Below are 25248 nucleotides of genomic sequence, written 5' to 3'. Positions count from 1 at the left end.
TTAGGGAAGTTGACTCCACTGCTTTTTTAAGTGAGTCGCTTGCGGAAGGCTTTGGGATAGCTCATCGATTCTCTTCAATATGGATGACTTGAAGGTCTGGTAGCTAGTTGTATCCGTATGTTGGGCACGGTGATCAAGCATGCCGCGAATCGCTTCGATTTCAGCTAATTGGATTTTGCAAGGATCGCTGAAATAGGCTTGGCTGAATTTTTCCCAGATGAAGTTGATCGCCAGATTGGAGGGATGGACGAGGTCTTCGGCGTAGAAGCGATAGTCGCGCAACTCATCAAGAAGGATATCGTAGGCCGGAAAGTAGCTGCAATGCGGAAGGGATCCGGTGAGCTCCTCGGTCGCTATCAGCAAGCTTGATTTGCTGAGGTTATTCTCGTGCAAGCCGTCTCGGGCGTGGCGAACAGGACTGACAGAGATACAAACTTTAAGCGATTGATTGGTTTCTCGCGCGGAAGTTATCGAAGACCGGAGGTCTTGCGTTATCTCGGCTGGGGACAAACGCCTTTTTTTGAAAATCGAATGGGGGAGCTTGTGGTTGTGCCCGATAGTACGACGATCGCCTTTTTTCTCGTAGATCCATGCTGATCCGAGAGTCAAAATCAGAAGTCCGCACTTTTTCAGGCTCAGCTGGAGAGCGAGCAGACAGTTGTTCGCGACGTTGACGCTCTCATCCCTATCTTTTCGAGCGAGGGAACTATGAACGAGAAAATGCCGCCACAGTTCCTGATGCTGGAAGAATTCATCAGCTTCGAAGGGACGGCCTTGGACGGATCGGCGGAGCGTTTCGCCAATGGCGATGGGGTTGAAAAGATTGCCCAGCGGGTTGGTAGTGCACTCGAAGAGTGACCGTTGGAGGCGGCTACCGATTTCCGTTGCGAAGCAAGAGCCGAGGCAAACGAATTTATCTTGATGCCCATACCGTGAGTCGGCGGCATCTATGTTGACTGGGGTTCTAAATCTCACGGTGGCAGCTGTCCTGCCAACGGTTCGGATCAAGTTGGCGGAAAATCAACTGTCTGGAAGGAAAACTAGTCTAGGTCAACAGCGGGTGAGACTTCCAGCTGCTATGGCTCTATGATAAGAGACAGACGATTGCCGCCAGACTTTATCATGGACCCGCTCTCTAGGTTTCCATCGTCAATAAGGGCGTCGATCGCCGCGAAGAGTGCGTCGTCTGGAGTTGCGCTGTCTATGGAGACGCCTGCGGTGAAACCGAATGCGTTGTAATCGTAGTCCCACGATCCCCCGAGTGGTGTCTCCTTTTGCCAGACGGAATCAGATAGGTAAGGCTCCATGCCGGCCGGAATGGTGGTCGGCAAGCCATCGCTTGGCCAATCACCTGTTTTCATGCTGTACAAAAGAAATTGGTCGCCGAACTTACGGAAGTCGTTGGCAGTCCGGGTTGCGGTGGAACTTTGGCGTGAGGCGATGTAAGAGGGTATAGCGACAGAGGCTATCAGACCGATTATCGTTATCACAACCAGCAGTTCGATTATGGTGAATCCGCGTCTTTTTGTGGTTGGGGTCGTTTTGCTTGGTGCCATGAGTTTGAATTCCGAGTTTTTAGAATGGCTCGGCACGAGATCGGTGAACACGAAATAGCGGCCAAGCATATGCTTCCCGAATGTAAACGGTTGGATCACTGCAAAATCTACTCACTTGCGGAAGGAGACTAGTAAATCGTAGAACGGCAGCTATTGCTCGGTGAGTTATCCTACGGTCGATTTCTCGTGCGGGCTTCTGCTCAGATGCTTTTGCTTGGAGCCCCCTAGAGATTGCGGAGTACAGGGCGGACAAAAATACATTCCGAGAAGGGAACGAACAATTCTATACTGGCCTCTGATTCTGAAGAACGGGCTGCGGGAGACTTATCAGATATTGCACACCAATTTTGCATGTCTGAGCTGCATTCGAACCCGATCTCGTATCCAAGCGCTACTGCTGGGATAGCACCGCTATCTTCGCCCTTGTAGTGTGTGTAAAGTACCCCCATGACTCCGTTTTCAGTCTTCGGCTGCTGGGAGTGCCAGCGGAAGTCTAGAGTAGGTTTGAGGACGATTTCTCGACTAAAGGTGCTGGCTGTTTCCAGACTAGCGGAGATCGTCCCGCCGTTGTTGATGGATTTTGGAGTTATTATACAAGATTCCGGAGCTATTCCTTCTGGGAGAACTCTCTCGAGGCTTTTTTCGATTTGCGGCAGGATGTCGATCGTACCGGTCGAGCGGGTCCAAAGGATGGGTGTGTAACCTTGGTTTCCGGTCGGGCTACGGTTTTCGGTGATACCGGCGACGACGTCATGGTCGTTCACGGCGTAAGCTTTGCTGACGTGGGACGAACCGAGAGGACTGGCTATGTTGAAGCCGACTCCATTCTCAACGTCGTATAAGTAAGCGGTGCGGTCGCGCTCGCCGATGAACGAGCCTGCTGCGTTAATCTCGCGGGCTGTGTAGTGATCAGTGACGAAAAAGTCCGCATCGATTTGCGACAGGTCACGAGAGCCATTGACCGAATCGAATATAAAACCGCGCTCGTGGTAGGTGTCTGCACTCGTATCAAACTTCCTGTAGATGCCGACGACGGTTCCGTCGTCGTTGATTCCCTTCGGGCTGGTGAAGCTGAACCCTTCGATTCCGTCGAGGGGGGCGATGTCCATACGTTCAGCCTCGAAAGACCAGGTGAAAGCACTTTGACCGAGGCTCCTGCTATCTTGGAACGCTAGCGTGCTTCCGATGGCGAGGCCCTCTTCGTTGATGCTAATCAGGCGCGTCGAACCACTGCCGTCAGCTGACCGCTGGCCTACATCGTGAAGGTCTACGATACCGTTTTCTGCGTCCCAGTAGAATGGAAAGGTATCGAAGCGATCTCCCAGCTCGTCGCTCACGAGGTACGTTTTGCTACCGACGACCTCTTGGTATGCATTGACTGAATTGGCACGAATGCTTGTGAACTTAGCGGGGTAGTCGGTCTGGCCGCTGGCGATTTGGGTAATTGCTCCGTCTTTCCAGATTGCAAACGTCTGAATGCGGTTGAGGAGCGTTTCGCCATTGTCGTTAATCTTGTTGCTGTACGAACTGACGTGTTTGATTGGGTCGTTCGAAACTTCTGGTACAACCAGTTCGTAGCGGATTTGAGCGTTTAGGGCAGACAGGGTCAGCCCTGAGATTACCGAGGCAAGGGCCGCAGTCTTGAATATGTTTCTACAGTAAGTTTGGCGCATGTGATTTTCTCCTTAGCAAGCTGGGATAAGCAGTCCCGAACGTGAACTTGCAGGGCTTGCGCCAGAAAAAAGAGATCCAAAAATAGGATCGGTAAGCTTCAGATAATCAAAGTCTTAACTGTATTTGAGTAATCCAGTTCATTCGCTCTGAGTATTTTCCTGATGTCAAAGAAACCGACGGTTTTCTGGAGTCCTTTCCAGTTTAGCGTTGGAAGCCAAAACAAGCTTCGATTTAGTGCGACCGCATGAACACGGTGAATTTTTCTGGGGGTGATCAGCAGCCCTCTAAGGTCGTTTGCGTCGGAAGAAACTATTTGGACCACATCAGAGAGCTCGAAAATTCTATACCGGAGCAAATGGTTCTATTTTTCAAGTCGAACGCCTCCATTGCCTCGGATTTGCGAAGAATAGAGAGAGGGGACGAGCTTCACTTTGAAGGTGAAATTTGCCTCGGAGTAGAGGGCGGTGATTTCCGCTATGTAGGCTTCGGGCTGGATCTGACGAAGAGAGGAGTGCAGGACTATTTGCGGAAACGAGGTCTTCCATGGGAGCGCAGTAAGGCGTTTCGCGGCGCTGCCTTGTTCAGCTCCTTCGTAGCTTGGAAGGGCTCCTTCGAAGATTTGCACATGGAGCTATGGGTGGACGGAATGCTGGTGCAAAGCGGCGGTGTTCCGGAGATGATGAACAAGCCAGCGTCGATAAGAGATGAAATAGCGGGCGTGATCGACTTTGAGGACTTCGATATCGTGATGACGGGTACGCCCAAGGGAGTTGGGAAGGTTTCTATGGGGAGCCGATTCGAAGGTGTAATCTACAATGGCGAGACCGAGTTGGTTCGCCACGTTTGGGACGTTGCGGATTAGTTCTGGCTTTCGGCGAGGACTCGCCTCACGAGCGGTTCCAGCTGCTCGTTGAGCGCTAGGTAGCCTGACTCCTTCAAGTGCAGGGTATCTCTGGAGTACTCGGGCTTGATGTATTTCCCGTCTCGCAGGATCTCGTCGCAGTTCGCGGTAGTCACGCGTGGATATTCGAAATCGAGCAGGCGTTGGTTCACCAAATCGATCGATTCGTTCACCTCGTCCGACCACAAGGGTTTTCGTAGGAGCTCGATTGGAGCAGGAGGAAAAATAGTTGTAATTATAACATGGATACCCTGGTCGCTTAGCGTTTTGGCGATTTCGGTTATGTTATCGTAGGTCATTTCGATGGTCCCTCTGCGGGTCCCTGGAAGCACGGCCATGGTTTTCAGGTCATTATCACCCATTTGCAGAATGACTACATCTGGGTCTAGCGAGAGCACGTCATCTTCAAGCCGCCGCTTGATTTGCGGTGTCGTTTCGCCGCCAATCCCTCGATTGATGATCTCGATGTCGCCCCAGTTTTGGGCGGGATAGGCTCCCCACATGCCGCAGCGAGATTCGCCAAACATGACGAAGCGCGGCTTCGTTTTCTCCTTAGCTCGGACGAGGGCGTTTTCTTCTGCGAAGCGGTCGCTTATCGGCTCGATGCGCACCTGAGCTTCGCGGGCGTAAAAGTGAGTCGCCTTTTGAAAAAGGAAGTAGTTGCCGGCCAAGGACCCCGCCAATGCGAGAACTAGGAAAGCGTAGGCAATGAGATGTCGCGAGAATTTCATGAGGTATTTTCTGGCACAGCTGCTTGAGGTTTTAGATTGACGCTACGGGCCTGGAATGGGGTGTCGAGATACAAGCGTCGAAATCAAGACACCTCTGAGCTTACGGTTAAGAAGTCACGAGCTGGAAGAATTAGTCTGTATCCGGTGATCGACATCGCGTCTTATGACGCTTGGTTCCGGTAGGTTCTGGAAATCGAATTGCATCGAAAGGTCAGCTCTATAAGGGCTTTACAGAGTTCATTCATGTTAAATCCAGAAATAAAGAAGTTCATAGCTAGGAACGCGAAACGGAGCCCTGAAGAATTGGCGTTGATGGCGGGACGCTATCCTGACTTGCCCATGCCGTTTATCGCTCAGCAGGTGAAAGGGAGGATGCGTTCGCGATCCAAGCTTCCGAGTTGGCACGGGAACGAGGACGTAGTCTTCCCGAAGTCGCTCGCCTTGGAGCAATGCACTTCAGAGGCGGTAGCCCGATTTCGGTCGACTCTATTGGGAACTGGTAAAGCAGCGTTCGATGTGACGGGTGGATACGGTGTAGATGCTCGATTCTTGGCTGAGAAATTCGAGCATTATTTCTATAACGAGCGGGATGCTGAGCTTGCAGAAATCTCAGCCTCAAATTTCGAAGTGTTTTGCCTAGGAGATAAGGTCTCCGTCAACAACGGAGATGGTATCGAGGCTTTGAGAAAGCATGAGGGAGAATTGGATTTGATCTTCGTTGACCCCGCTCGTCGAGATGACCGTAGCTTGCGTGTTTCGGCTTTGGAGGGCTGCGAGCCAAACATTCTTGAGGTATGGGACTTCCTTCTTTCTCGCTCAGAGCGAGTTGCCGTCAAGACTTCGCCCGGACTCGACGTTTCAAGCGTTTTGGCTGATCTCGCTGGTGTCGAAGCAGTTCATGTAATTTCGATCGAAAACGATTGCAAGGAGCTATTCGTCATTGCTCGAAAGGGATTCGCAGGAGAAGCCCGTATCCATTGCGTGAATATCCGAAAAGGCGGAAGTGTTGATCAGCTCGATTTTTGCCTTTCGGATGAAAAGGAGGCTTCCGGGGATTTCGCAGCGCCGGGGAAATATTTATTGGAGCCGAACGCTTCGATCATGAAAGCGGGTGGCTTTAAAGCTGTATCCAAAAAATGGAATTTGAAAGCGTTGAATCCGCGCACGCGGCTCTATGGCTGCGACGAGCCGCCAACTGACTTTCAGGGCCGGGTCTTCGAGGTGGTTGACGACGTGCCTATCGGAGGTAAGGAAATTAAAAAACTGTTTCCGAAAAAGAAGGCTAACGTTATCTCCCGCAACAGCGGCATGACAGCGGAAGAGCTGCGAAAGAAATTGGGGCTGAAGGAAGGCGGAGAGCGGTTTGCGATTGGGGCTGCGGTGACTGGGATAGGGCGCCGCTTATATGTCTGCAAGCTGGTGAGGAACTAAAAATTTATATTGGCACTATGGATACGAAGGAAAAGGAAGAGCTTGATTGGGCCCTACGAGAGTTTGAAGAACTGCGGAGATCTGTCCGTAGTTGCATATTGGCGACAACGTCCACCAAAGGTTTCCCGCTTTCGAGCTACGCTCCAGTGTTTCTGGACGAGGACGGCGACTTCTTCGTCTACGTGAGCGCTATGGCCAAGCACTACGCTCACCTGCGAAAGTCTGGTCTCGCGAGTGTCAGCCTCATCGAGGACGAGACAGTTGCGGAGGAACTTTTCGCCAGAAAGCGGGTGACGACCGATTGCGAAGCCGAGATGGTGGAGCGGGATTCGCAGAAATGGAAAGCCGTAATGGATGGATTTGAGAAGCGCCACGGAGCGACGGTGGGTTACCTCAAGGGACTGGTAGACTTCGACCTGTTTCGGCTGCGGCCTAACGAAGGTAGGCTCGTTTTAGGATTTGGTAAGGCTTACAGAGTTTTTGGCAAAGGTCTGACTGAAATTTCCTACCTTGGCGCGGGAGGCCATCGAAGCGGTAAGTGAAGAAATGTCTCAGGGTTCGTCTTTCTCAGCCACCTCCGGAAAGGCAGCCCGCATTGAGTCATCTATAGGTTGTGGTCGCCCCGTGTTTCGGTCGATATAAACCCAATCGGACTCTCCGCTAGCGATGGTGACGTGGTCCGTAGCTCTTACAAATTTGTACCGCCGCAGAGCGCTCGCCTTTTTAATTTCGTGTGGCCACGTGTAGACGATTAATTGGTCTCCCAGAAGGGCCGGACGCTGGTATTTGACGAAGTGACTGCGAATCACCCAAGTGGAGCCAAGTTCGTCGAGGCGGCTGGAATCGTAACCGACTGCTTTCGAATGAGAGTAGGCGATGTCCTGCATCCATTGGATGTAAACGACATTGTTGACGTGGCCGTTCACGTCGATGTGAGCTTTTGAAACACCTATTCTTTGGCTGAAAATTCCTTGTTCGTTCATGGATATTGTTGGATTTCTAAGAATACAGTGAAAAGCCTCGGCTGTGTGCTCAATTCTCATTTGAGAGATCGAGCAGGAAAAGCATTTGCTTCCAATATCGAAGCTAGCGTTTAATGATCACGAAATGCCCCGTTTAACTATACCTCTTCTTCTGATGTTGATGTCCAATCTAGTTTCATCCTGTTCCCAGCATGAAGCCCACGCAAAAGACGAGCGCCTCTTCGAGCTGCGCGTTTACTACCCGCATCCCGGCAAGTTGGAGGCGCTGCACAACCGCTTCCGCGACCACACCTTGGCGTTGTTCGAGAAACACGGGCTCGAGCACGTTGGCTATTGGGTTACCGATGAGGAAGAATCCAAGCTCGTTTACATCGTAGCTTTTGAGGACAAGGAAGCCAAGGAGCTCGCCTGGAAAAACTTCATTGAAGATCCCGACTGGAAGGCGGCCTATGCAGACTCGATCAAGGACGGCCGCTTGGTTGAAAAGATCGACAGTACATTGCTGCGAACGACAGACTATAGCCCTGCTATCATGCACAGCGTCGCAGACCCGGCTCGCGTTTTTGAATTGCGAACCTACAAAACTACAGACGGGAATTTGCCTAATCTGGACGAGCGGTTCCGCAGCGCCACGATGGACCTTTTTGAGAAGCACGGCGCCACCAACCTCGTATATTTCCACATCGCAGAGGGTGAGCCCGGTGCGGAGGACACTTTGGTTTACCTGCTCGCGCATCCCTCCACCGACGCACGGCACAAGATGTTCGAAGATTTCCGTAACGATCCGGATTGGAAGAAAGCTAGAGCGGCCTCCGAAGAAGCGGCGGGTGGCTCGCTCACGGTTGAGGATGGCGTGAGCAGCCTGATGCTGCTTCCTGCTGACTATTCCAAAATTCGATAGTTGCAGCTATGAAGGTCCTTTTTGTTGGTGGCACTGGGATCATCAGTACGGCGTGCGTCGAGCTCGCCGTGGCCCGCGGTCACGCGGTCACGGTCCTGAATCGGGGAAATCGTTCTGCTCCTGAAGGCGCCCGATCAATTGTAGGAGATATCAATGATTTGGATACGATCAGTTCGGCATTAGGCAGCGAGAAGTGGGATTCCATAGTAGATGTGACGGCCTTTATCCCTCAGGAAGTCGAAAGACGGATAGCGCTGTTTTCAGGTAAGACTGATCAGTATGTATTTATCTCATCTGCGAGCGCCTACCAAAAGCCGGTGACCCACTACCTCATCACGGAGGAGACCCCGCTGGACAACCCCTTTTGGCAATACTCACGAGACAAGGCTCGATGCGAGAAGATCCTCCTGGACGCCAACCAAAGCGGGCAATTACCGTGCACAATTATACGTCCCTCGCTGAGCTACGGATCGAAGCACGTGCCACTCGTTATGAACAGTTGGCATAAGCCGTATACGATCGTTGATCGAATGCGCCGTGGTCTACCGTTGGTCGTTCCCGGCGACGGGACTTCTCTTTGGACGATCACGCATAGCAGCGACTTCGCGATAGGGCTGGTAGGCTTGTTGGGCAACACCCAGGCAGTCGGCGAAGCGTTTCATATTACCTCTGACGAGGTTCAGACTTGGGATCAGTACGCCTTCCAAACTGCGGCGGCCGCAGGCGTTCCCATGCCCGATCTCGTGCACATCGCTAGTGATTTTATTGCTGCTTGCATGCCCGATTGCTTGGGAAGCCTGTTGGGTGACAAGTCCGTCTCGGTCGTATTCGATAACTCTAAGATCAAAAGATTTGTGCCGGACTTCAAGGCGACCGTTTCGTTCGCGGGAGGGATACGAAAAAGTATCGAGAATATGGATGCAGATGATTCTCTGAGGGCCATTGACGATGATCATAACCTAGAAATAGATCGTTTAATCGCCGCTTATCGATCTGGGCTTGAAGCCGCAAAACCCCAGTTCGCCCCATCGCGTTGATTGCCTAGACCGACCTTTACCCCCAAATCTATGAAAAATTCCTCTATGAAAGTGATCGTTGGATTCGTGTCCTTGACGTTGGTTCATGCTTCAACCTCCGCCCAAGAGTGGATTTCGCTTTTCGATGGTGAGACCTTAGAGGGGTGGCGAATCAACGAACGACCCGATTCGTGGGCGATCGAGGAGGGCGCGATTGTCACGCGCGGAGAGCGATCGCACCTTTTCTACGATGGCGAAGTCGCGGATCACGATTTCACGAACTTCATTTTCGAAGCGGAAGTAATGACGGAGCCAGGGTCGAACTCGGGAATCTATGTGCATACCGAGTTTCAAGATGAAGGCTGGCCGATCGCTGGTTATGAGTGCCAGGTCATTAATTCCAACCCTTCAGAACCGTCTCTCTATGTTGAGCATAAGATGACGGGTAGCATTTATGCGGTTCGCAACGTTTGGAAGGCGCCTGTTGCTGACAATGTTTGGTTCAAGTATCGTATTCAGGTGGTCGGAAAAACGATCCGGACCTACATCGACGGGCGGTTGATTTGCGAATACACTGAGCCGGAGGACGCTTGGCGCCCGGACGACAAAAAACGCCGTCTTCTCGGATCCGGAACCTTCGCCTTGCAAGCGCACGATCCTGGAAGCGTTACCCACTACCGGAATATCCGAGTGAAACTTCTCCCTGACGACCGACCAGGGCGAGCTTCGGCAGAGAAAGATCCCGAATTAGATCGTCTGCTCACGATGTTCGCCAACAGCAATTACCCATTGATTGATGTAGGGATAGCGACGCCGTCCCTGGAATACGCAGAGAAACAGGCTGCCGATAGCCGGAAGTTCGGAGTGACGATTATGGATGCTGACCTGTCTGCAGCTCCTGCTAGTTTGTTAATCGTGAACGATCGCAAGCAAGCTCCCAGCGTAGAAGCTCTCAAGGCCGCCAAAGCCAACGGCTGTAAGATCGTTTTTTCCTCGGGTGGAGATACCACTTTAGATCGTGATCGAGTAAAAGCCCGGCTTCACGCCATGGAAGAAGCAGGGCTTGCTTGGATAGACCTTTGGGTGCCAGGCAAGTAGACCGCGTGACTCAAACACACTCGGTTGGGTTTGCTATCCAATGTTGGTGTGCGATCTCCGGTAGGCGACTGGACTCATGTTTTGCGCAGATTTGAATTGTCGCGTAAAATAGTTGCTGTCGTTGAATCCCACTTCGAAAGCGATTTCGGAGACCGACAGTTTTGTGCTCATCAAAAGCGTCATGGCCTTTTGAATACGAAGTTGAAGTAGGTAATTGATAGGCGTCTCGCCGGTTGCGGTACGAAAGACCCGCATGAAATTCGCCCGCGACATGTGGGCCATGCCGGCGAAATCCTCGACCTTCCACTGCTTGGAAAAATCGTCCTCGATGCAGCCGATCACCTTCGCGACGCGCAACAGGGCTTCCGCGTTGGTCGAGTCGCTATCCTGGTAGAGTCGTGAGAGGTAAACCACTAGCTCTACGAACTTTGCGAACATGGCGGCTTCGTAACCTTCGTACCTAAGCTTCACTTCCTGGTCGAGTTCGAGGGCGATACGTTCGGAGTGAGCAAGTGCCTTCCGTTTGAGGTGGAGATGACTTGTGAATCGATGCTGCTTGCGGAAGAGAGGCTCGAGCAGGAAGAGGGCCCGGTAGCCAGGGATCTTGCGCAAGCGGGCTTCAGGCAGGTTGAGTAACTCAGGATCGAACATGATGTTCGTCATCTCGAGATTTTGCAGGTCGTAGTAGTAGTGGCTCTGATGACCTTGCAGAACGAAAACGTCACCCGTAGTCACTGGAAACTCTGAGCCCTCCAACCAATGCATTGCGCTGCCATGTGTGATGAGAGACAGTTCGCAGAAGTCATGGGTGTGTCGTACCTCCGTCAAATCGTGCTCGTGAGTGATTTCGCTATCTGCACCTGCTTTGATGCGGCGCACCGTTAACGGGTGCTGAGGATTGTCGAAGTAGTTCGCTCCGACGGCGACCACACCCTTTTCTGCAGTCAAATTTTGGTCATTAGTGCTCATTGATGCTTTTTATTGTCAAAAAAGTGAAGAATGCTTTGAGTCGGGATAGTTCTTTAAGGTTTGTAAGTAATTGTATATTAAAAGCTAAAAACCTTTCAGGTTTGATGCTCAAGGCCATGAGACGATAATGCTAATAATTGAGTAAATGTTAAAGGCAGAATTTTGCGTTTCGTGTCATAATAACAATCCTTCACCCGAAAACCCTTTTTGCACATGTCATATTTAATCGGAATCGACGTTGGAAGCTCCTCTGTCAAAGCATCTGTCTTAGATGCAGAAACGGGCAAATGCGTGGGCACAGCCTTCGCTCCTAAGGAAGAGCAAATCATAAACTCTCCGCAAGCCGGCTATGCGGAGCAAGATCCGCAAATGTGGTACGACAATGCCCGCATCGCGGTGCGGGAGGCGATGACGGCTGCTCGCACGACGGGTGAAGCGATCAAGGCGATCGGTATTTCCTACCAAATGCACGGCTTGGTTTGCGTCGATAAGAACCAGGAAGTTTTGCGTCCAGCGATTATCTGGTGCGACAGTCGCGCGGTTTCCTACGGGCAAGCCATTTTTGAGGCGATCGGCGGCGACAAGTGCTTGAGCCACCTTCTAAACTCTCCTGGCAACTTCACCGCCATGAAGCTCGCTTGGGTGAAGGAGAACGAGCCTGCACTCTACGCCAAGATCGATAAAGTCATGCTACCAGGGGATTGGCTTTCCATGAAGCTGACTGGGGAAGCCCAGACTACTGCATCCGGTCTGTCCGAAGGAATTTTCTGGGATTTCAAGAACGATCAGGTTTGTGACTTCCTGCTTGAGCAATCCGGTTTCTCTCCGGATCTCATTCCGAATGTTGTACCGACATTCTCGGTACAAGCAAAGTTGACGAGGGCAGCTGCCGACGACTTCGGCCTCGCGGCGGGAACACCCGTTTCGTATCGTGCTGGAGACCAGCCGAACAACGCACTTTCGCTAAACGTACTTAATCCGGGAGAAATCGCGGCGACCGCAGGCACTTCAGGCGTCGTCTACGGTGTAACGGATCAGGTCAAATATGATCCGCTTTCCCGCGTAAATACTTTCGCCCACGTCAACCATACTTCGGAGGCTCCCCGTCTCGGCATTCTGCTTTGCATCAACGGAACTGGGATTTTCAACTCTTGGATGCGTCGCACCATTGGCGTTTCCAGTTACGAGGAAATGAACACTCTGGCGGAGTCGGCTCCGATCGGTGCAGAAGGCCTTGTCGCCCTGCCATTCGGCAATGGAGCGGAGCGCGTACTGTGTAACCAAAATCTTGGAGCGTCCTTTTCAGGACTAGACTTCAATCGTCACTCCAAAGCACACCTCTGTCGCGCCCTGCAGGAAGGGATCGTGTTCTCGTTCCAATACGGCATCGAGCTGATGAAGCCGCTCGGCCTCGACATTTCCAAGATCAGGGCGGGCAAGGCGAACATGTTCCTTAGCGACCTTTTCTGCCAGACCCTATCTGGCGTGAGCGGCGCGGGCATCGATCTCTACGAGACGGACGGCTCGCTAGGCGCTGCTCGCGGCGCTGGCTTTGGCGCCGGCATTTACGCCAGCTTGCCAGAGGCGTTTGCATCTCTGCGAAAAGTGGGAGACGTTTCCCCAGAAGCAGGCGATGCCTATCAATCCGCTTACGCAGCCTGGAAGAAGGCCCTCGAACAGAAACTCTCATAACCTCACTACAAACCCTAAAACCTTTAACAGAGAAATACGTATCATGAGTATCATTACAGGAGACAAAGAATACTTCCCAGGCATTGGGGAAATTAAGTTCGAAGGTCGCGACAGCGACAACCCGCTTGCCTTCAAGTGGTACAACCCTGATCAGCAGATTGGTGGCAAGTCCATGAAGGAGCTCTTCCGCTTCGCGATCGCTTACTGGCACACTTTCTGTGGCACCGGTGCTGACCCTTTTGGCCCAGGTACCAAGGTGTTTCCATGGGCGGACGGTGCTGACGCAGTGAGCAGAGCAAAAGCCAAGGCGGATGCTGCTTTCGAGTTCATTACCAAGATCGGCGCTCCTTACTACTGCTTCCATGACTTCGACCTCGTAGAAGAAGGCGCGAACTTCAAGGAATCCGAGGCGAACTTAGCTGCGACCGTTGACTACCTAAAAGGCAAGCAAGCGGACTCGGGCGTTAAGCTACTCTGGGGCACTGCAAATCTCTTCAGCAATCCGCGCTACATGAACGGCGCTTCCACAAACCCCGACTTCAACACGGTAGCCTACGCAGGCGCTCAGTTGAAGAACGCGATCGATGCGACGATTGCGCTCGGCGGTGAGAACTACGTTTTCTGGGGTGGACGCGAAGGTTACATGACTTTGCTCAACACCGATATGAAGCGCGAAAAGGAGCACTTTGCGCAGATGCTAAAGCTCGCTCGCGATTATGCTCGCAAGAACGGATTCAAGGGACAGTTCTTCATCGAGCCAAAGCCAGCCGAGCCATCTAAGCACCAGTACGATTTCGATTCCGAAACCGTGATCGGTTTCCTCCGCGAGCACGACCTTCTCAACGACTTTAAGATCAACATCGAAGTAAATCACGCGACTCTCGCTGGTCACACCTTCCAGCACGAACTGCAGGTCGCAGCCGATGCTGGAATGCTTGGCAGCATCGATGCGAACCGCGGCGATTATCAAAACGGATGGGATACGGACCAGTTTCCGATGAACATCAACGAGATGGTCGAAGCGATGCTCGTGTTCCTCAAGGCAGGTGGCCTGAAGGGTGGCGGCGTTAACTTCGATGCCAAGACGCGCCGTAACAGCACGGACCTTGAAGACATCTTCATCGCTCATATCGCTGGTATGGATGCTTTCGCTCGTTCTGCTTTGATCGCGGACAAGATCCTCAAGGAGTCAAAGCTTCCAGGTCTACTCAAGGATCGCTACGCCAGCTTCGATTCCGGCAAGGGCTCTGCGTTCGAAAAGGGTGAGCTCACCCTCGAAGACGTCTACGCTATCGGATCTGAAGGTGGCGAGCCAACCCAGCTCAGCGGCAAGCAAGAACGCTACGAGCAGATCATCAACGACTTCCTGTACTAGGAAGATCGATACGAATTGTAGGTTTACAGGCGCGTCTACGGACGCGCCTTTTTTATGTCACTTAGCCTGTTGGCTCAGAATAGTGATACAGCATCTCAGAGGCCGGTTGAAGATCGTTGCAAGGTTTTGACCGAGTTCATGCTTGTTAGCGTTTCCGAGCCGTGTTTCATCCTTTGGCTATGGAAAATACGCTCGAAGGGAGAATCGCGTACGGAAAGAAGGTTGTAGAGGAGCAAGTAGCCTATTTTACCGCTCAGTTCGGTGATGTTGCAAGCGAGTGGAAATTTGACGGCTCGCGGGTGACGGAGGCAGATCTGCACTTGTCCAAGGTATTCGCCGAGCATATAGGCCAACCTTTCCCGCAGGACCAGTTCTTTAGCGAAGAGCTCGAGCATGGAGATACTCCGATCGAGGTGAAGCCCGGCTTTTCGTGGTTGCTTGATCCAATTGACGGGACGAATAACTTCGCTCGCTCTATTCCGAATTGCTCGATTTCCCTCGCGTTGATGAAAGACGGAAATCCGATTTACGGATACATTTATGATCATGGCACGCGCCAATTGATCCATGGAGGCGCGGAGTATGGCTTGTGGGTGGGCGAGCAGAAGGTACTGCGCAAGGAGGCGGAGCTGAATGCGCAAAGCCTAATCGCGACGCAGACGCTTGCCAGCGAGGCGGCGATCTCAGACGACGACGCTTTGCGCATGGAGTTCAAGCTTAGAGCCTTTGGAAGCAGCGCTATTCACATGGCCTACACAGCTCTGGGCTGGTTGGATGGAGTAATTGCCCATCGGGTTAAGGCTTGGGATATAGCAGGGGGTATGCCTCTTTTAACAGCGGTCGGAGGGAGTACCCGTTTTTTTGATACAGAGGTTTTTCCGATGAAGTCCTTTTCCTCGAAAGCTGAGGGGTTTGGCCATATCGCAGGTAGTCACGCTCTGTGCGACTCGATCGAGAGAACGATCGGTAAACGTACGAAATACCGTTGGTAGTATAGGCGCTGCTAGAAACTCCAGATCATGGGGATCAGGGTGACCGCGATGGCGAAGCATATCAAGTTGAGCGGAGCTCCGACCTTTATGAAGTCCGAGAATCGGTAACCGCCAGCACCATACACGTAGGTATTGGTTTGGTAGCCGATCGGAGTTGAGAAACTCGCTGAGGCAGCGATAGCTACCGTCATCAGGAAAGGCTTCATGTCCACCCCGAGCGTTTCGGAGATCCCCACCGCAAGCGTGGCCATGAGCACGGCAGCAGCATTGTTGGAGAGGATTTCGGTGAGGAGGTTCGTCAGCAAATAGAGGCAGCCCAGCATGACGTAGGGGCGGACTTCCTCGGTAGTGAAGAGAGTTACACCCGATATGAGTTGGTCGGCTAGCCACTTGGATGCTCCGGTTTCCGACATCGCCATGCCTAGACTGAGCATGCCGAAGATGATAAAGAGGATATTCCACTGTACGGCTGCGTATCCATCCTTTGGGCGCAGGCAATTCGTTACGAAGAGGAAGGCACAGGCAACGACGGCGGCAACTTCGATTCCGGCAAATCCGGAGGATGCGCAAGCGACCACCCCTGCGATAGCTGCCAAAACCGCGAAGCTCTTCCTTTTGTCGGACTTTGAAGGGACGGCGCGGTTTTCCATCAGGATGATGTCTTCGCTGCCGCTCATGTTTTGGATGGCCTCATCGGTACCGAGAAGAAGGAGCGTGTCACCGAACTCCAGTCTCAAGGTTCCGAGCTGGTCGCGCAGGTTCTTTCCGTTGCGGTGGATGGCCAGCACCACGAGGCGGTAGCGTTGGCGGAAGTTCACTTCCTCCAGGCTCTTGCCGAGGATTTCCGAATTTGGACCGAGGATACCTTCCACGATGAGCCCTTCGTGAGCGTTGATGTGTTCGAGCCCGAGGTCGCGTTCCGCAGCGAGGTCAATTCCCTCGATCGAGCGAGCTTGAGCGAGACCCGAAGCGCGGCACGCGAGAAAGAGGCGGTCGCCCTCCAGTAGTTTGACATCATGCATGCGGCCTTGGAGAGAAACGCCGGACCGAACCAGATCGATCACGCGCATGCCGCTGGTGCGTTTGAAACCGGCTTCCCTGAGGGTCTTTCCAGTCGCAGAGGAGCCCGAGTTGACGAAAGCCTCAGCGATGTATTCTCGGCGTTCTTCTTCGGAAAGGATTGAGGTGAGTGTCTCGCGCCAAGGCAGTAGCTTGTTACCGAAAAGCACGATGTAGACAACGCCGGCGAAGAAAATAGGTACGCCGATAAAGGCGAATTCGAACATCCCCAAGGCCTGTCCTCCGACCCCTTTGGCGACTCCACTCACGATGATGTTGGTGCTGGTGCCGAGAAGCGTACAAGTACCACCTAGGATGGAGGCGTAGGAAAGGGGAATCAGCACCTTCGAGCCAGCTACACCGATCTTGCTTGAGAGGGAAAGCACGATGGGAAGCATGACTACTACGACGGGCGTATTGTTGATGAACCCGGAGAGCACCCCTACCAAAACCATGATTACCACCAAGAATGGGCGGTAGCTCAGATTTCCCAGTCCCTGCAGTTTCTGGCTCAGCTGAGCGATGAGGCCGGTCTTTTCCAGAGCGGCGCTGAGCATGAACATCGCTCCGACCGTGATCGGTGCTGGATTTGCAAATACGGAGAACGCTTGCTGTGAGCTGAGCGTGCCCGTCGCGATGAGGATAGCGAAAACGGAGAGCGCGGTGACGTCAGCCGGTAGCTTCTCCCAGACGAAACTGATCAATGTCAGGACGAGGAGAGCGAATACGAATGCAATGTCCCAAGTCATGGTGGGGAAAAGTGGCGGCAGGAAGAATTGGTTTTACTTCGGAGAACGAAGCGGGTCAAGCCGTGGCTGGCTGAAACCAGACGTAGAGAAAGTAGTAGACGAGTACGCCGGTGATGGAGACGTAAAGCCAGATAGGATAGGTGATACGGGCCCATTTCTTGTGGAGCTCGCGCCGATCTTTTATGCCGAGATAGGCTGTGCGAATCACCAAAACGGGGATGGTGGCAGCCAATATGATGTGTGAGATCAGCATCGTATAGTACACGTATCGGATTGCTCCCTCGCCGTTGAAAGGCGTGTGTACCCCTTGCACTGCGATTTTGTGGTAGACGTATCCAACGAGGAAAATGGCCGATACAATGATGGAGGAGGCCATGAGGAATCGGTGCAGGTTCTCCTTCCTCGCTTTGATGGAGACGACCCCAGCGATGATGAGCACGGTAGCTACCGCGTTGAGCGATGCGTTGAGAGCAGGAATGTCGCTGATTTCCATTAATCGATCTAAATGAGTATCCAACGATCAATTACCAAGGTGAAGAGTACCGCCGGTAGGTAGAGAATCGAGTTGAAGAAAAGTTTGCGAGCGACGCCGTCGCGATTACTGGCAGTTGCGAACGCGACGGAGCGAACGAGATACCAGACGCCAAAGATCGCGGCGACCACGGTGTAGAGCCATCCGCATAGACCAAGGAAGATGGGAAGCAGGCTGACGAGAAGTAAGGCGACAGCGTTGACGGTGGCCCAGATCCCCGCCTTGCGGCCACTGGGGTCGACTACCGTGAGCATCGGAAAGCCTGCCGAGCCGTAGTCCTTTCTGAATGTCCACGCGATGGCCATGAAATGCGGCATCTGCCAGAATGCGAGGATGCCGAAGAGGATCCAGCCGAGCGGCGAGATGCGGCCCTCCGCTGCGGCCCAACCGATCAGCGGTGGCAAAGCACCCGGTAGGGCTCCGATTTCGGTGGCCCATCGGGTCTTGAGCTTGAGAGGCGTGTAAATCGCGATGTAGGTCAGGATGGTGGCGAGTCCCAGCGCTCCTGCGAGCGGGTTCGCTCCGAGCCAGAGGGATGTGACACCTACGCAGGAAAGGGCGATGCCCAACCAGAGCGCCACGTTTGGTGAAACCTGTCCAGCGGGCAGCGGGCGCTCGCGGGTACGCTTCATCAAAGCGTCCGTTTCCCGCTCAATGAATTGATTGAGCGTTGCGGCACCGGCAGCGCAGATGGCGGTGCCCCCGAGGAAAAAGACGAGCACTGTCACGTTCCTTTCGGGCAAGGCTGCGAGGTAGCCGACGAGGGCAGTGATTACGGAAAGGAGGCTGAGGCGTGGTTTGGTCAGTTCGTAGTAGGCAGACCAAGCAATAGCTTTATTTTCGGTGCGATCGGACAAGGTAGCAGCGGGAGTCAGATCGACTCGTTTTGAAGGTTCTAGGCTCACGCTTTTGCAGTTTGGCCGATGGCAGAAGGGCTGTCCACGATTGCGGCGCCCCGAGTCGAGGCGGCGGAATTAGCGTTGAATTTAGGCTTTAGGCTTCTGTACGTCATTGACCAGCAAAGGGCTAAAGTGAAGGCACCGTTGAGCATATGCAAGGTCGTGACGTGCTCGTTGCGAACTTTCCAGATCACGAGGGCACCGAGCGCGACTTGTACCAGAAGAAGAGCCAGCAGTCCTGCCGCCGATTTACCCATAGCCTTGCGTGAGGCGCTGTCCTTCCAAACGCGAATGCAAAAGGCTATAATCGCGACTGTCACGATGACGGCGCCAACGCGGTGGGCGAAGTGGATGCCGATCGCGAAATTGAAAACGGGTGGGATTAAAGTGTCGTGAGGTGTCAGGGGAAACGTAGGGATCGCCAATCCGGCGTGGGCGTGCCGCATGATTGCTCCTACGATGAGCTGGGCCACTGTGGCGCCGCAAGCGACATAGCCAAAAGTCGTTAGGCTAGGAGACGGGGCAGAAGTGAAGCCCGCGTTTCGTTCGATCCAGGATCGGCTAGTGCTGATGACGAAAGCCACGAGCAAGCAGAGGAATAGCTGAGCTAAGGTCGCGTGGGCGACGGCGAAGCTTTGGGCGTAGAGATTGTGGTCGATCTCGAGGTTGAGAGCGTCGAGCTTCACGCGGAGACCGCCCAAGAGGCCTTGAGTGATGACGATGATGACGAGCCAGTTACCCATCCTGCGGACTGAGGGGGATGCTTTTCTGACGTGGGCCAGTACGCAGAGGAAGATTGAAAGCAGTCCCATCACCATGCCCAGTAGGCGGTGAGAATGCTCTGCAGCCATGTCCTTGTCCTGAAGCCAGCCTTCGGGGTTAATGGATCCGTTGGAGAGCGGCCAATCCAAGAATGCCATGCCGGCGCGGATGGTGGTGGTGAACCCTCCGGCGTATAGGAGGAGGGTGATCCACACGAGGGCGCCGAGACTTGTCCAGAATAGTACTGGCAGGTATCGGATTTCGTTATGATTTTGTGCTTTTGCTGGCATCTTCTTGGCGGATCGTTTGTCTACCGGAGCACAATGGATTCGGGACTCAGCAATCACTCTCTTTTCAGGTTCAATTCGCTTACGAAAAGCTCCCTTTTTCGAATGCTGCTAGTCGCGTCGGCTTTGGCAGGGCTTCTGGGATGCGCTCAAAAAACCGAAAGTCAAGAAGATGAAAATGAGGAGGGCCACCCTCTGCTAGGAGTGGTTCAGGCGGTCGAAGTCGAGGGGTTGGCCATGACGGTGGCGCACGAGGAGATCCCGGATTTCATGCCGCCCATGACAATGGTATTTCGAGTGAGCCCTGGCGACGTGAAAGTTTTCAAGAAAGGCGACCAGATCAAGGCCCGTATGGTTCGCGACGAGGATGGGGGGTTTCGCTTGATCAAGATCTGGAAGATCGACGATGAGGCGGCGGAAACGATGCGCCGGGTGAACAAGCGTTTGGAGGAGACAGTTGAGGATCTAGGCGCCGGCTATTACCTCGCGGAAGGGGATGCGTTTCCCGAATTCGCCTTGGTGGATCAGTTTGGCGATACGGTCACACCGACTCGTTACCTCGGTAAGCCCTTCATGCTCAATTTCATCTTCACCCGATGCACCGACGCAGAAATGTGTCCGCTTTCGACTTCGAAGATGGCAACGCTACAGCGCCTGGCCAAAGAGGCTGGATTGGACGACCTCGAATTCGTATCCGTGACGCTCGATCCCAAGTTCGATACACCGAGCGTATTGCGGACCTATGCTGAGGCCTACGGGATCGATGGAGAAAATTTTCGTTTCGTGACTGGCGAACGGGATTCGGTACGGCAACTCATCAAGAGTATGGCCCTGACCCATATCAACACGGGAGACGACATCATCCACAGCCTTGCCACTGTTCTGGTCGATCGCGACCGCAACATCGTCAAGCGTTCGGTGAAGAAAGCCTGGAACCCGATAGAGTTCTTGGAAGCAGCAAAAGGCTTGTAGCCCCGTTCTGCGGTGTTTGCCCCGCGCTACTACGTTATAGCTTCGCTTTGAGCTTTTTTGCGAGTTCGAAGGATGTGTCAGCGGAATCGGCCAAGACACAGAAGTGTCCCATCTTGCGGCCAACTCTAGCTTGGGCCTTGCCGTATAAGTGAAGCTTGGCGGAGGGATGTTTGAGGAGCTCCGCGAAATCGGGTTGGCGGCCAATCCAAGCGTCGCCGAGGATGTTTACCATGGTTACGGGACTGAGCAATTTTGTGGAACCGAGTGGCAAACCGCAAACGGCACGGACAAATTGCTCGAACTGGGAGGTAACGCAGGCGTCGATGGTGTAGTGTCCTGAGTTGTGAGGGCGCGGAGCAAGCTCGTTTACCGCAATGGTGCCATCGCGTAAGATGAATAACTCGACACCGAGCAAACCGACTAAGCCGAGCTTGCGAGCGATTTCCTTGGCCAATCCTTCCGCTTCGGCTCGAAGCTCAGGAGAGATACGGGCCGGTACGATAGAGTAGTCGAGAATGTGGTTGGTGTGGATATTCTCGGCGACAGGGAAGGTGGAAACTTCGCCTTGTTCGTTGGCAGCTACCAACACGGAGATCTCCATGGTGAAGTCCATCCAACCCTCTAGGACGGCTCGATGTTCGCCAAATTCCTTCCAAATTGCGGCGGTATCCGGATTTTCGTTACTGATTTTGAGCTGGCCTTTTCCGTCATAGCCAAAGGCAGCGGTCTTGAGCACGGCGGGAGTTCCGATTTCTGCAATCGCTCGGTCTAGGTCGTCGAGCGAATCCACGATGGCAAACGGGGCGCAAGGGATGCCGTTGTCTCGAAGGAAGTTCTTTTCACGTTCCCTATTCTGGCAAATGTGCAAGATTTCCGGACGCGGATGTAAGGTGACTTTCTCCTCAAGTTCGTGTGTCGCTTCGACTGGGACGTTCTCGAACTCGTAAGTCACTACGTCGGAAGAGTCCGCGAGGAGCTCGAGGGCCGACTTGTCCGAGTACTTGGCGTTGATCTCGAGGTCGGCTACATGCCCCGCCGGACAGCGACGCTGAGGCTCGAAAACCACGAAGCCGTAACCGAGGGAACGAGCTGCTTGTCCGGTCATGCGACCGAGTTGACCACCGCCGAGGATACCGATTGTAGAACCAGGTGCGATCATTTGAGCTCCATGGATTCGACCTTGGCCTTCTGCTTCTCGCGGAATTCATCCAGCTTTTGGCTGAGGGAGTCGTCGGTGAGGGCGAGGATCGATATCGCGAAGAGCGCGGCGTTCTTGGCGCCTGCGGCTCCGATCGCGAAGGTTGCGGTGGGTACGCCGCCTGGCATTTGTACTATGGAAAGAAGTGAGTCCAATCCCTTGAGAGCCTTCGACTCCACAGGAATACCGAGGACAGGGAGAGTGGTGAGTGCGGAAACCATGCCTGGCAGGTGCGCAGCACCGCCTGCTCCGGCGATGATACATTTCAGCCCGCGAGACTTCGCCGTCTTGGCGTAGTCGTACATCTTTTCGGGAGTGCGGTGGGCGGAAACGACCTCGGCCTCGTAGGGGACGCCGAATGATTCGAGGACGTCCGCCGCTTGCGAGATGGTGGGCCAGTCCGAGTTGCTGCCCATTATGATTCCGACGAGAGGTTTTTTATCTGACATGGCTTTGCGGATATTTTGCGATTTGGGGTGGATAGTGAGGCGTCTGGCGGGGGTCGAGTCGATAGTGTTTTTTTGTTAGAGTAATCGCTTTCAGTGTTCGACTTGCCTTTGGCTAGCCTTGCGTTTCTTTCACTTTTGATGGCTCGGTTCGATATTCTGAAGACGGTCGAACTCTACTTCGGTAGAATCGACGTCTATGACCTGTATATGGTGGTGACGCCCCACCGGGAAATAGATCGACAGACGGGCGATCTTTACGAGCAAGTGGTCGAAATTTCCTCGAGTAGCTTTACTGAGCCTTGGGGGTACATTGGAAATCGGGTATCCGGAAATCCCAGCGATCCCAGTTTGCTGGCCCGGGCTCGGATGGAAAATCCACTCTGGTGCTCATTCGCAGTAGTGGCGTATTCCAAGGCTACAGTTAACTGTTTTCGCTTGGAGAGCATGGCCTTGCAAGGTTTTCCCAATGGTTTATTCCATGACCTTGATGCTGCAATCAAGTGGACTGACGAAACAGTTCGTACAGCGAGGGGGGGAGTGGTGCGGCAACCAAGACTTCAATCTTGAAGGGTTTATAAATCGAATACGGAGATTTTTAGCATGACAGAATTTATGGAAAATAAAATCAAGGTGGCGCTCGTGACAGGGCAATCCAACCAATGGCACAACTGGAAAGTCAGCAGCGAGGCACTCAAGCTGGCAGTGAACGGCGACGGTATGTTTGAACTGGATACGTTTGTCACGCCGGCGGAGGGTGAGGACTTCGCTGGCTTCGAGCCTACTTGGAACGACTATGATGTGATTCTTCTCGACTACGAGGGAGACAGTTGGCCGGAGGCGACCAAAGCCGCATTCGAACAATACATGCAAGACGGTGGGGGATTGGTATCTTATCACGCCACCGATAACGCCTTTCCTGACTGGGTCGCGTTTAACGAGATGATCGGAGTCGGTGGCTGGGGAGGCCGCAATGAAGCGTCCGGGCCTAAGGTTCGCTGGCGCAAAGGGGCAGTGGTTTTTGACGACGGTCCAGGCGAGGCAATGCACCCGGACCCTTTCGAGTACTTGCTTGAGACAAGGACGCCTGATCATCCCATCATGCGAGACTTGCCGGAAGCGTGGCTGCACGCCATCGACGAGCAGTACAGCCAGTTGCGCGGTCCTGCCAAAAATCTCACCGTTCTCGCCACCACCATGGCTGGGCCGGAAATCGAGAACGGCACCGGAGAGAACGAGCCCATGCTGATGAGTATCGAGTACGGCAAAGGGCGAATTTTTCACACAACGCTTGGCCATGTGGGGGCCGCGGATACGGAGACCCCGCTCGCTATGAAGTGCGTTGGTTTCCTCGAAACCCTTTTCCGCGGCTTGGAGTGGGCAGCTACGGGAGAGGTGACGCGTCCAGTGCCGGACGACTTTCCGGGGGCGGATATGCCGGTAGTGAGATAGGCGATCACCGTAGGGTGTTTGATCGCGCAGACCGAAAACAAACGTGTAGGAACTAGCGCCACCGTACCGTTGCGGAAGGTGTGTCTCTCCCGGTCGCTCTGAGCTCTGATCGGCTGGGCTGATTTGTTCATGCCAGCTTTTGGTACGCAATTTGCAGCCCCGACAGTGAGGCTGTTACGTTTCGCCTGCTTGTATGACTGAATTCTACTTAACACTCTTTGGAGCGGTACTTCTCGTTTTTCTGGGAAACCTGATCGGGAAATTCTCGCCGTTGCTGCGGCGTTTTGCTCTTCCTGGAGCCGTTTTGGGAGGGCTGCTCGCTTTGCTGATTGGACCTCAAATTCTGGGGACAGGATGGGTTCCTTTTCTTTCGTCAGAGAAAGTGGATACGTTTTACGCGACATTGAAGAAATTTCCGGGCATGTTCATCACAATTGTATTTGCTTGTCTTATGCTAGGGAGAAAGTTCGAGCCGATTGGTGCGATCTGGGAACGAGCCAAACCACAAATCGTCATGGGCCACCTCTTTGCTTGGGGCCAATATGTAGTGGGTCTGTCGCTAGCCGTATTGATTTTGGGCCCGCTGCTGGGGCTGGACGAACTTATTGGTCCACTCATAGCGATCGGCTTTCAGGGCGGCCATGGTACGGCTGCGGGGCTCGGGAGCAATTTCTCGCAGCTCGGCTTCGGCGACGGACAAGACCTCGCACTCGCGGTCGCTACAGTGGGTGTGTTGGCCGGTGTCGTAGGTGGACCGTTTCTTGCAAATGCGTTGAAACGGCGGTACGAGGGAATCGATTCTGAGTCCGAAGCGGAACCAGGTAACGAGGAAGGCGAACCGGACATTCCCCAACGTTTTCAGCCCAATCCATTAACGGGGCGACTGACCGTTCATCTTGCCATGGTGGGAATTGTAGTCGCCCTAGGTTGGGCAGTACTGAGCGGTTTGCAGGCGCTGGAGAAGTGGATACGCGGAGATGGGGCCGAGAATTATATTTCTGAGTATCTGCCTTTGTTTTCGGTCGTACTGCTCGTCGGGATGGGAGTCCAAGCTTTGCTGCAGGTCATGCGATGGGATTTGCTGTTCGATCGTGATCTTTTCGAGAAGATCTCTTCAGTTGCTCTCGATATGGTCATAGCCGGCGCCTTGGCTACGCTTTCCCTGAAAACGCTTGGCCAAAACTGGCTCGCTATCGTGATACTCTGCGGGGCGGGACTGGCATGGAATTTGGCACTGCTATTCGTGGTAGGACCGAGGGTTTATCGAAAGCCTTGGTACGCCTATGGATTGGGCGATTTGGGTGGTGGCACTGCTACTACGGCATCGGGCATCATGCTTATTAATGTTGTGGATCCGAAAGGGAAAACCGATGCGCTAAAGGCGTACGCCGACAAACAACCCTTTTACGAGCCGATCATGGGAGGGGGGTTGGTGACGGCGCTCGCTTTGCCCACGGTGGCGATGTTGGGGGCGAGCATATCGTTGCTGATCGTGCTTGCCATATTTTCTGGCTGGGCGGTGTTGGCGTGGCGAATCGCCAGTGAGTGAGAAGTGAAGGTTACATTCGCGTGG

Annotated in this window: 25 protein-coding genes; 13 read left to right on the top strand and 12 right to left on the bottom strand. The window is 53.5% G+C overall.

Features of this window, described 5'->3' with window-relative positions; all coding sequences use genetic code 11:
• The 3 genes from QEH53_RS06035 to QEH53_RS06025 all read right to left on the bottom strand — a co-directional run bounded on the left by QEH53_RS06035 (position 1) and on the right by QEH53_RS06025 (position 3229).
• On the bottom strand, positions 1-975 hold the full coding sequence (locus tag QEH53_RS06035; RefSeq protein WP_309022248.1) for a GSCFA domain-containing protein: 975 nt from the start codon (positions 973-975) through the stop codon (positions 1-3).
• A gap of 101 nt (positions 976-1076) precedes the next feature.
• Entirely contained in the window at positions 1077-1556 is a 480-nt protein-coding gene (locus tag QEH53_RS06030; RefSeq protein WP_309022247.1) for a type II secretion system protein, read from the bottom strand.
• Between the two features lie 224 nt (positions 1557-1780).
• Positions 1781-3229: a hypothetical protein gene (locus QEH53_RS06025; RefSeq protein ID WP_309022246.1), complete on the bottom strand. Its 1449-nt coding sequence runs from the start codon at positions 3227-3229 to the stop codon at positions 1781-1783.
• Between the two features lie 245 nt (positions 3230-3474).
• Between QEH53_RS06025 and QEH53_RS06020 the strand changes: the two genes are divergently transcribed.
• Positions 3475-4092 (top strand): fumarylacetoacetate hydrolase family protein, encoded by a 618-nt coding sequence (locus QEH53_RS06020; protein WP_309022245.1) that lies wholly within the window; start codon positions 3475-3477, stop codon positions 4090-4092.
• On the opposite strand, the gene QEH53_RS06015 is transcribed toward QEH53_RS06020, so the two are convergent.
• On the bottom strand, positions 4089-4862 hold the full coding sequence (locus QEH53_RS06015) for a GDSL-type esterase/lipase family protein (protein WP_309022244.1): 774 nt from the start codon (positions 4860-4862) through the stop codon (positions 4089-4091). The genes QEH53_RS06020 and QEH53_RS06015 overlap by 4 nt on opposite strands.
• A 243-nt stretch (positions 4863-5105) precedes the next feature.
• Between QEH53_RS06015 and QEH53_RS06010 the strand changes: the two genes are divergently transcribed.
• Together QEH53_RS06010 and QEH53_RS06005 are read left to right on the top strand one after the other, a co-directional pair.
• Positions 5106-6293, top strand: a complete 1188-nt coding sequence (locus tag QEH53_RS06010) for a hypothetical protein (RefSeq protein ID WP_309022243.1) — start codon at positions 5106-5108, stop codon at positions 6291-6293.
• Between the two features lie 17 nt (positions 6294-6310).
• Positions 6311-6835 (top strand): pyridoxamine 5'-phosphate oxidase family protein, encoded by a 525-nt coding sequence (locus QEH53_RS06005; RefSeq protein WP_309022242.1) that lies wholly within the window; start codon positions 6311-6313, stop codon positions 6833-6835.
• A gap of 9 nt (positions 6836-6844) precedes the next feature.
• On the opposite strand, the gene QEH53_RS06000 is transcribed toward QEH53_RS06005, so the two are convergent.
• The gene (locus QEH53_RS06000) at positions 6845-7276 is read right to left on the bottom strand and encodes a thioesterase family protein (protein ID WP_309022241.1); all 432 of its coding nucleotides are present in this window, start codon (positions 7274-7276) and stop codon (positions 6845-6847) included.
• Positions 7277-7400: 124 nt separating this feature from the next.
• Here QEH53_RS06000 and QEH53_RS05995 point away from each other — a divergent pair, with 124 nt between their 5' ends.
• The 3 genes from QEH53_RS05995 to QEH53_RS05985 are packed head-to-tail and all read left to right on the top strand — an operon-like array spanning position 7401 to position 10291.
• The gene (locus QEH53_RS05995) at positions 7401-8177 is read left to right on the top strand and encodes an NIPSNAP family protein (RefSeq protein WP_309022240.1); all 777 of its coding nucleotides are present in this window, start codon (positions 7401-7403) and stop codon (positions 8175-8177) included.
• An 8-nt stretch (positions 8178-8185) separates the two neighbouring features.
• A complete protein-coding gene (locus tag QEH53_RS05990) occupies positions 8186-9214 on the top strand; it encodes an SDR family oxidoreductase (RefSeq protein WP_309022239.1) in 1029 nt (342 codons plus the stop codon).
• Between the two features lie 30 nt (positions 9215-9244).
• Positions 9245-10291 (top strand): DUF1080 domain-containing protein, encoded by a 1047-nt coding sequence (locus tag QEH53_RS05985; protein ID WP_309022238.1) that lies wholly within the window; start codon positions 9245-9247, stop codon positions 10289-10291.
• Between the two features lie 33 nt (positions 10292-10324).
• Here QEH53_RS05985 and QEH53_RS05980 read toward each other — a convergent pair whose 3' ends face one another.
• A complete protein-coding gene (locus QEH53_RS05980) occupies positions 10325-11260 on the bottom strand; it encodes an AraC family transcriptional regulator (RefSeq protein WP_309022237.1) in 936 nt (311 codons plus the stop codon).
• A gap of 213 nt (positions 11261-11473) precedes the next feature.
• On the opposite strand from QEH53_RS05980, the gene QEH53_RS05975 reads away from it, so the two are divergent.
• The 3 genes from QEH53_RS05975 (at position 11474) to QEH53_RS05965 (ending at position 15319) form a co-directional block, all read left to right on the top strand.
• Complete coding sequence (locus QEH53_RS05975; protein WP_309022236.1) at positions 11474-12952, top strand: FGGY family carbohydrate kinase; 1479 nt, start codon at positions 11474-11476, stop codon at positions 12950-12952.
• 43 nt (positions 12953-12995) lie between these two features.
• Positions 12996-14327, top strand: a complete 1332-nt coding sequence (gene xylA, locus QEH53_RS05970; protein ID WP_309022235.1) for a xylose isomerase — start codon at positions 12996-12998, stop codon at positions 14325-14327.
• Positions 14328-14506: 179 nt separating this feature from the next.
• Positions 14507-15319 carry an inositol monophosphatase gene (locus QEH53_RS05965; RefSeq protein ID WP_309022234.1) on the top strand — a complete coding sequence of 271 codons (813 nt, stop codon included), beginning with the start codon at positions 14507-14509 and terminating at the stop codon, positions 15317-15319.
• A gap of 11 nt (positions 15320-15330) precedes the next feature.
• On the opposite strand, the gene QEH53_RS05960 is transcribed toward QEH53_RS05965, so the two are convergent.
• The 4 genes from QEH53_RS05960 to QEH53_RS05945 are packed head-to-tail and all read right to left on the bottom strand — an operon-like array spanning position 15331 to position 19610.
• Complete coding sequence (locus QEH53_RS05960; RefSeq protein ID WP_309022233.1) at positions 15331-17127, bottom strand: SLC13 family permease; 1797 nt, start codon at positions 17125-17127, stop codon at positions 15331-15333.
• A gap of 55 nt (positions 17128-17182) precedes the next feature.
• Positions 17183-17620, bottom strand: coding sequence for a DUF420 domain-containing protein (locus QEH53_RS05955; protein ID WP_309022232.1), 438 nt, complete (start codon positions 17618-17620; stop codon positions 17183-17185).
• Between the two features lie 8 nt (positions 17621-17628).
• Positions 17629-18564 carry a heme o synthase gene (gene cyoE, locus QEH53_RS05950; RefSeq protein WP_309022231.1) on the bottom strand — a complete coding sequence of 312 codons (936 nt, stop codon included), beginning with the start codon at positions 18562-18564 and terminating at the stop codon, positions 17629-17631.
• The gene (locus tag QEH53_RS05945) at positions 18561-19610 is read right to left on the bottom strand and encodes a COX15/CtaA family protein (RefSeq protein ID WP_309022230.1); all 1050 of its coding nucleotides are present in this window, start codon (positions 19608-19610) and stop codon (positions 18561-18563) included. The genes cyoE and QEH53_RS05945 overlap by 4 nt, the downstream gene beginning before the upstream one ends.
• 102 nt (positions 19611-19712) lie before the next feature.
• Between QEH53_RS05945 and QEH53_RS05940 the strand changes: the two genes are divergently transcribed.
• Positions 19713-20579, top strand: a complete 867-nt coding sequence (locus QEH53_RS05940) for an SCO family protein (RefSeq protein ID WP_309022229.1) — start codon at positions 19713-19715, stop codon at positions 20577-20579.
• Between the two features lie 34 nt (positions 20580-20613).
• Here the strand turns inward: QEH53_RS05940 and QEH53_RS05935 are convergent, their stop codons facing one another.
• Positions 20614-21738: a 5-(carboxyamino)imidazole ribonucleotide synthase gene (locus tag QEH53_RS05935; protein ID WP_309022228.1), complete on the bottom strand. Its 1125-nt coding sequence runs from the start codon at positions 21736-21738 to the stop codon at positions 20614-20616.
• Positions 21735-22226: a 5-(carboxyamino)imidazole ribonucleotide mutase gene (purE, locus tag QEH53_RS05930; RefSeq protein ID WP_309022227.1), complete on the bottom strand. Its 492-nt coding sequence runs from the start codon at positions 22224-22226 to the stop codon at positions 21735-21737. Before purE ends, QEH53_RS05935 begins: the two co-directional genes overlap by 4 nt.
• A 138-nt stretch (positions 22227-22364) precedes the next feature.
• On the opposite strand from purE, the gene QEH53_RS05925 reads away from it, so the two are divergent.
• The 3 genes from QEH53_RS05925 to QEH53_RS05915 all read left to right on the top strand — a co-directional run bounded on the left by QEH53_RS05925 (position 22365) and on the right by QEH53_RS05915 (position 25224).
• Positions 22365-22793, top strand: coding sequence for a hypothetical protein (locus tag QEH53_RS05925; protein ID WP_309022226.1), 429 nt, complete (start codon positions 22365-22367; stop codon positions 22791-22793).
• 45 nt (positions 22794-22838) lie between these two features.
• Positions 22839-23675 (top strand): ThuA domain-containing protein, encoded by an 837-nt coding sequence (locus tag QEH53_RS05920; RefSeq protein WP_309022225.1) that lies wholly within the window; start codon positions 22839-22841, stop codon positions 23673-23675.
• Positions 23676-23868: 193 nt separating this feature from the next.
• Entirely contained in the window at positions 23869-25224 is a 1356-nt protein-coding gene (locus QEH53_RS05915) for a sodium/glutamate symporter (protein WP_309022224.1), read from the top strand.
• Positions 25225-25248: the final 24 nt, after the last annotated feature.

It is taken from the genome of Pelagicoccus sp. SDUM812002 (assembly GCF_031127835.1).
Classification (GTDB): Bacteria; Verrucomicrobiota; Verrucomicrobiia; order Opitutales; family Opitutaceae; genus Pelagicoccus.
Note: the sequence above shows the minus strand (reverse complement) of the source record. Positions and strands in the feature narration are given on the sequence as shown.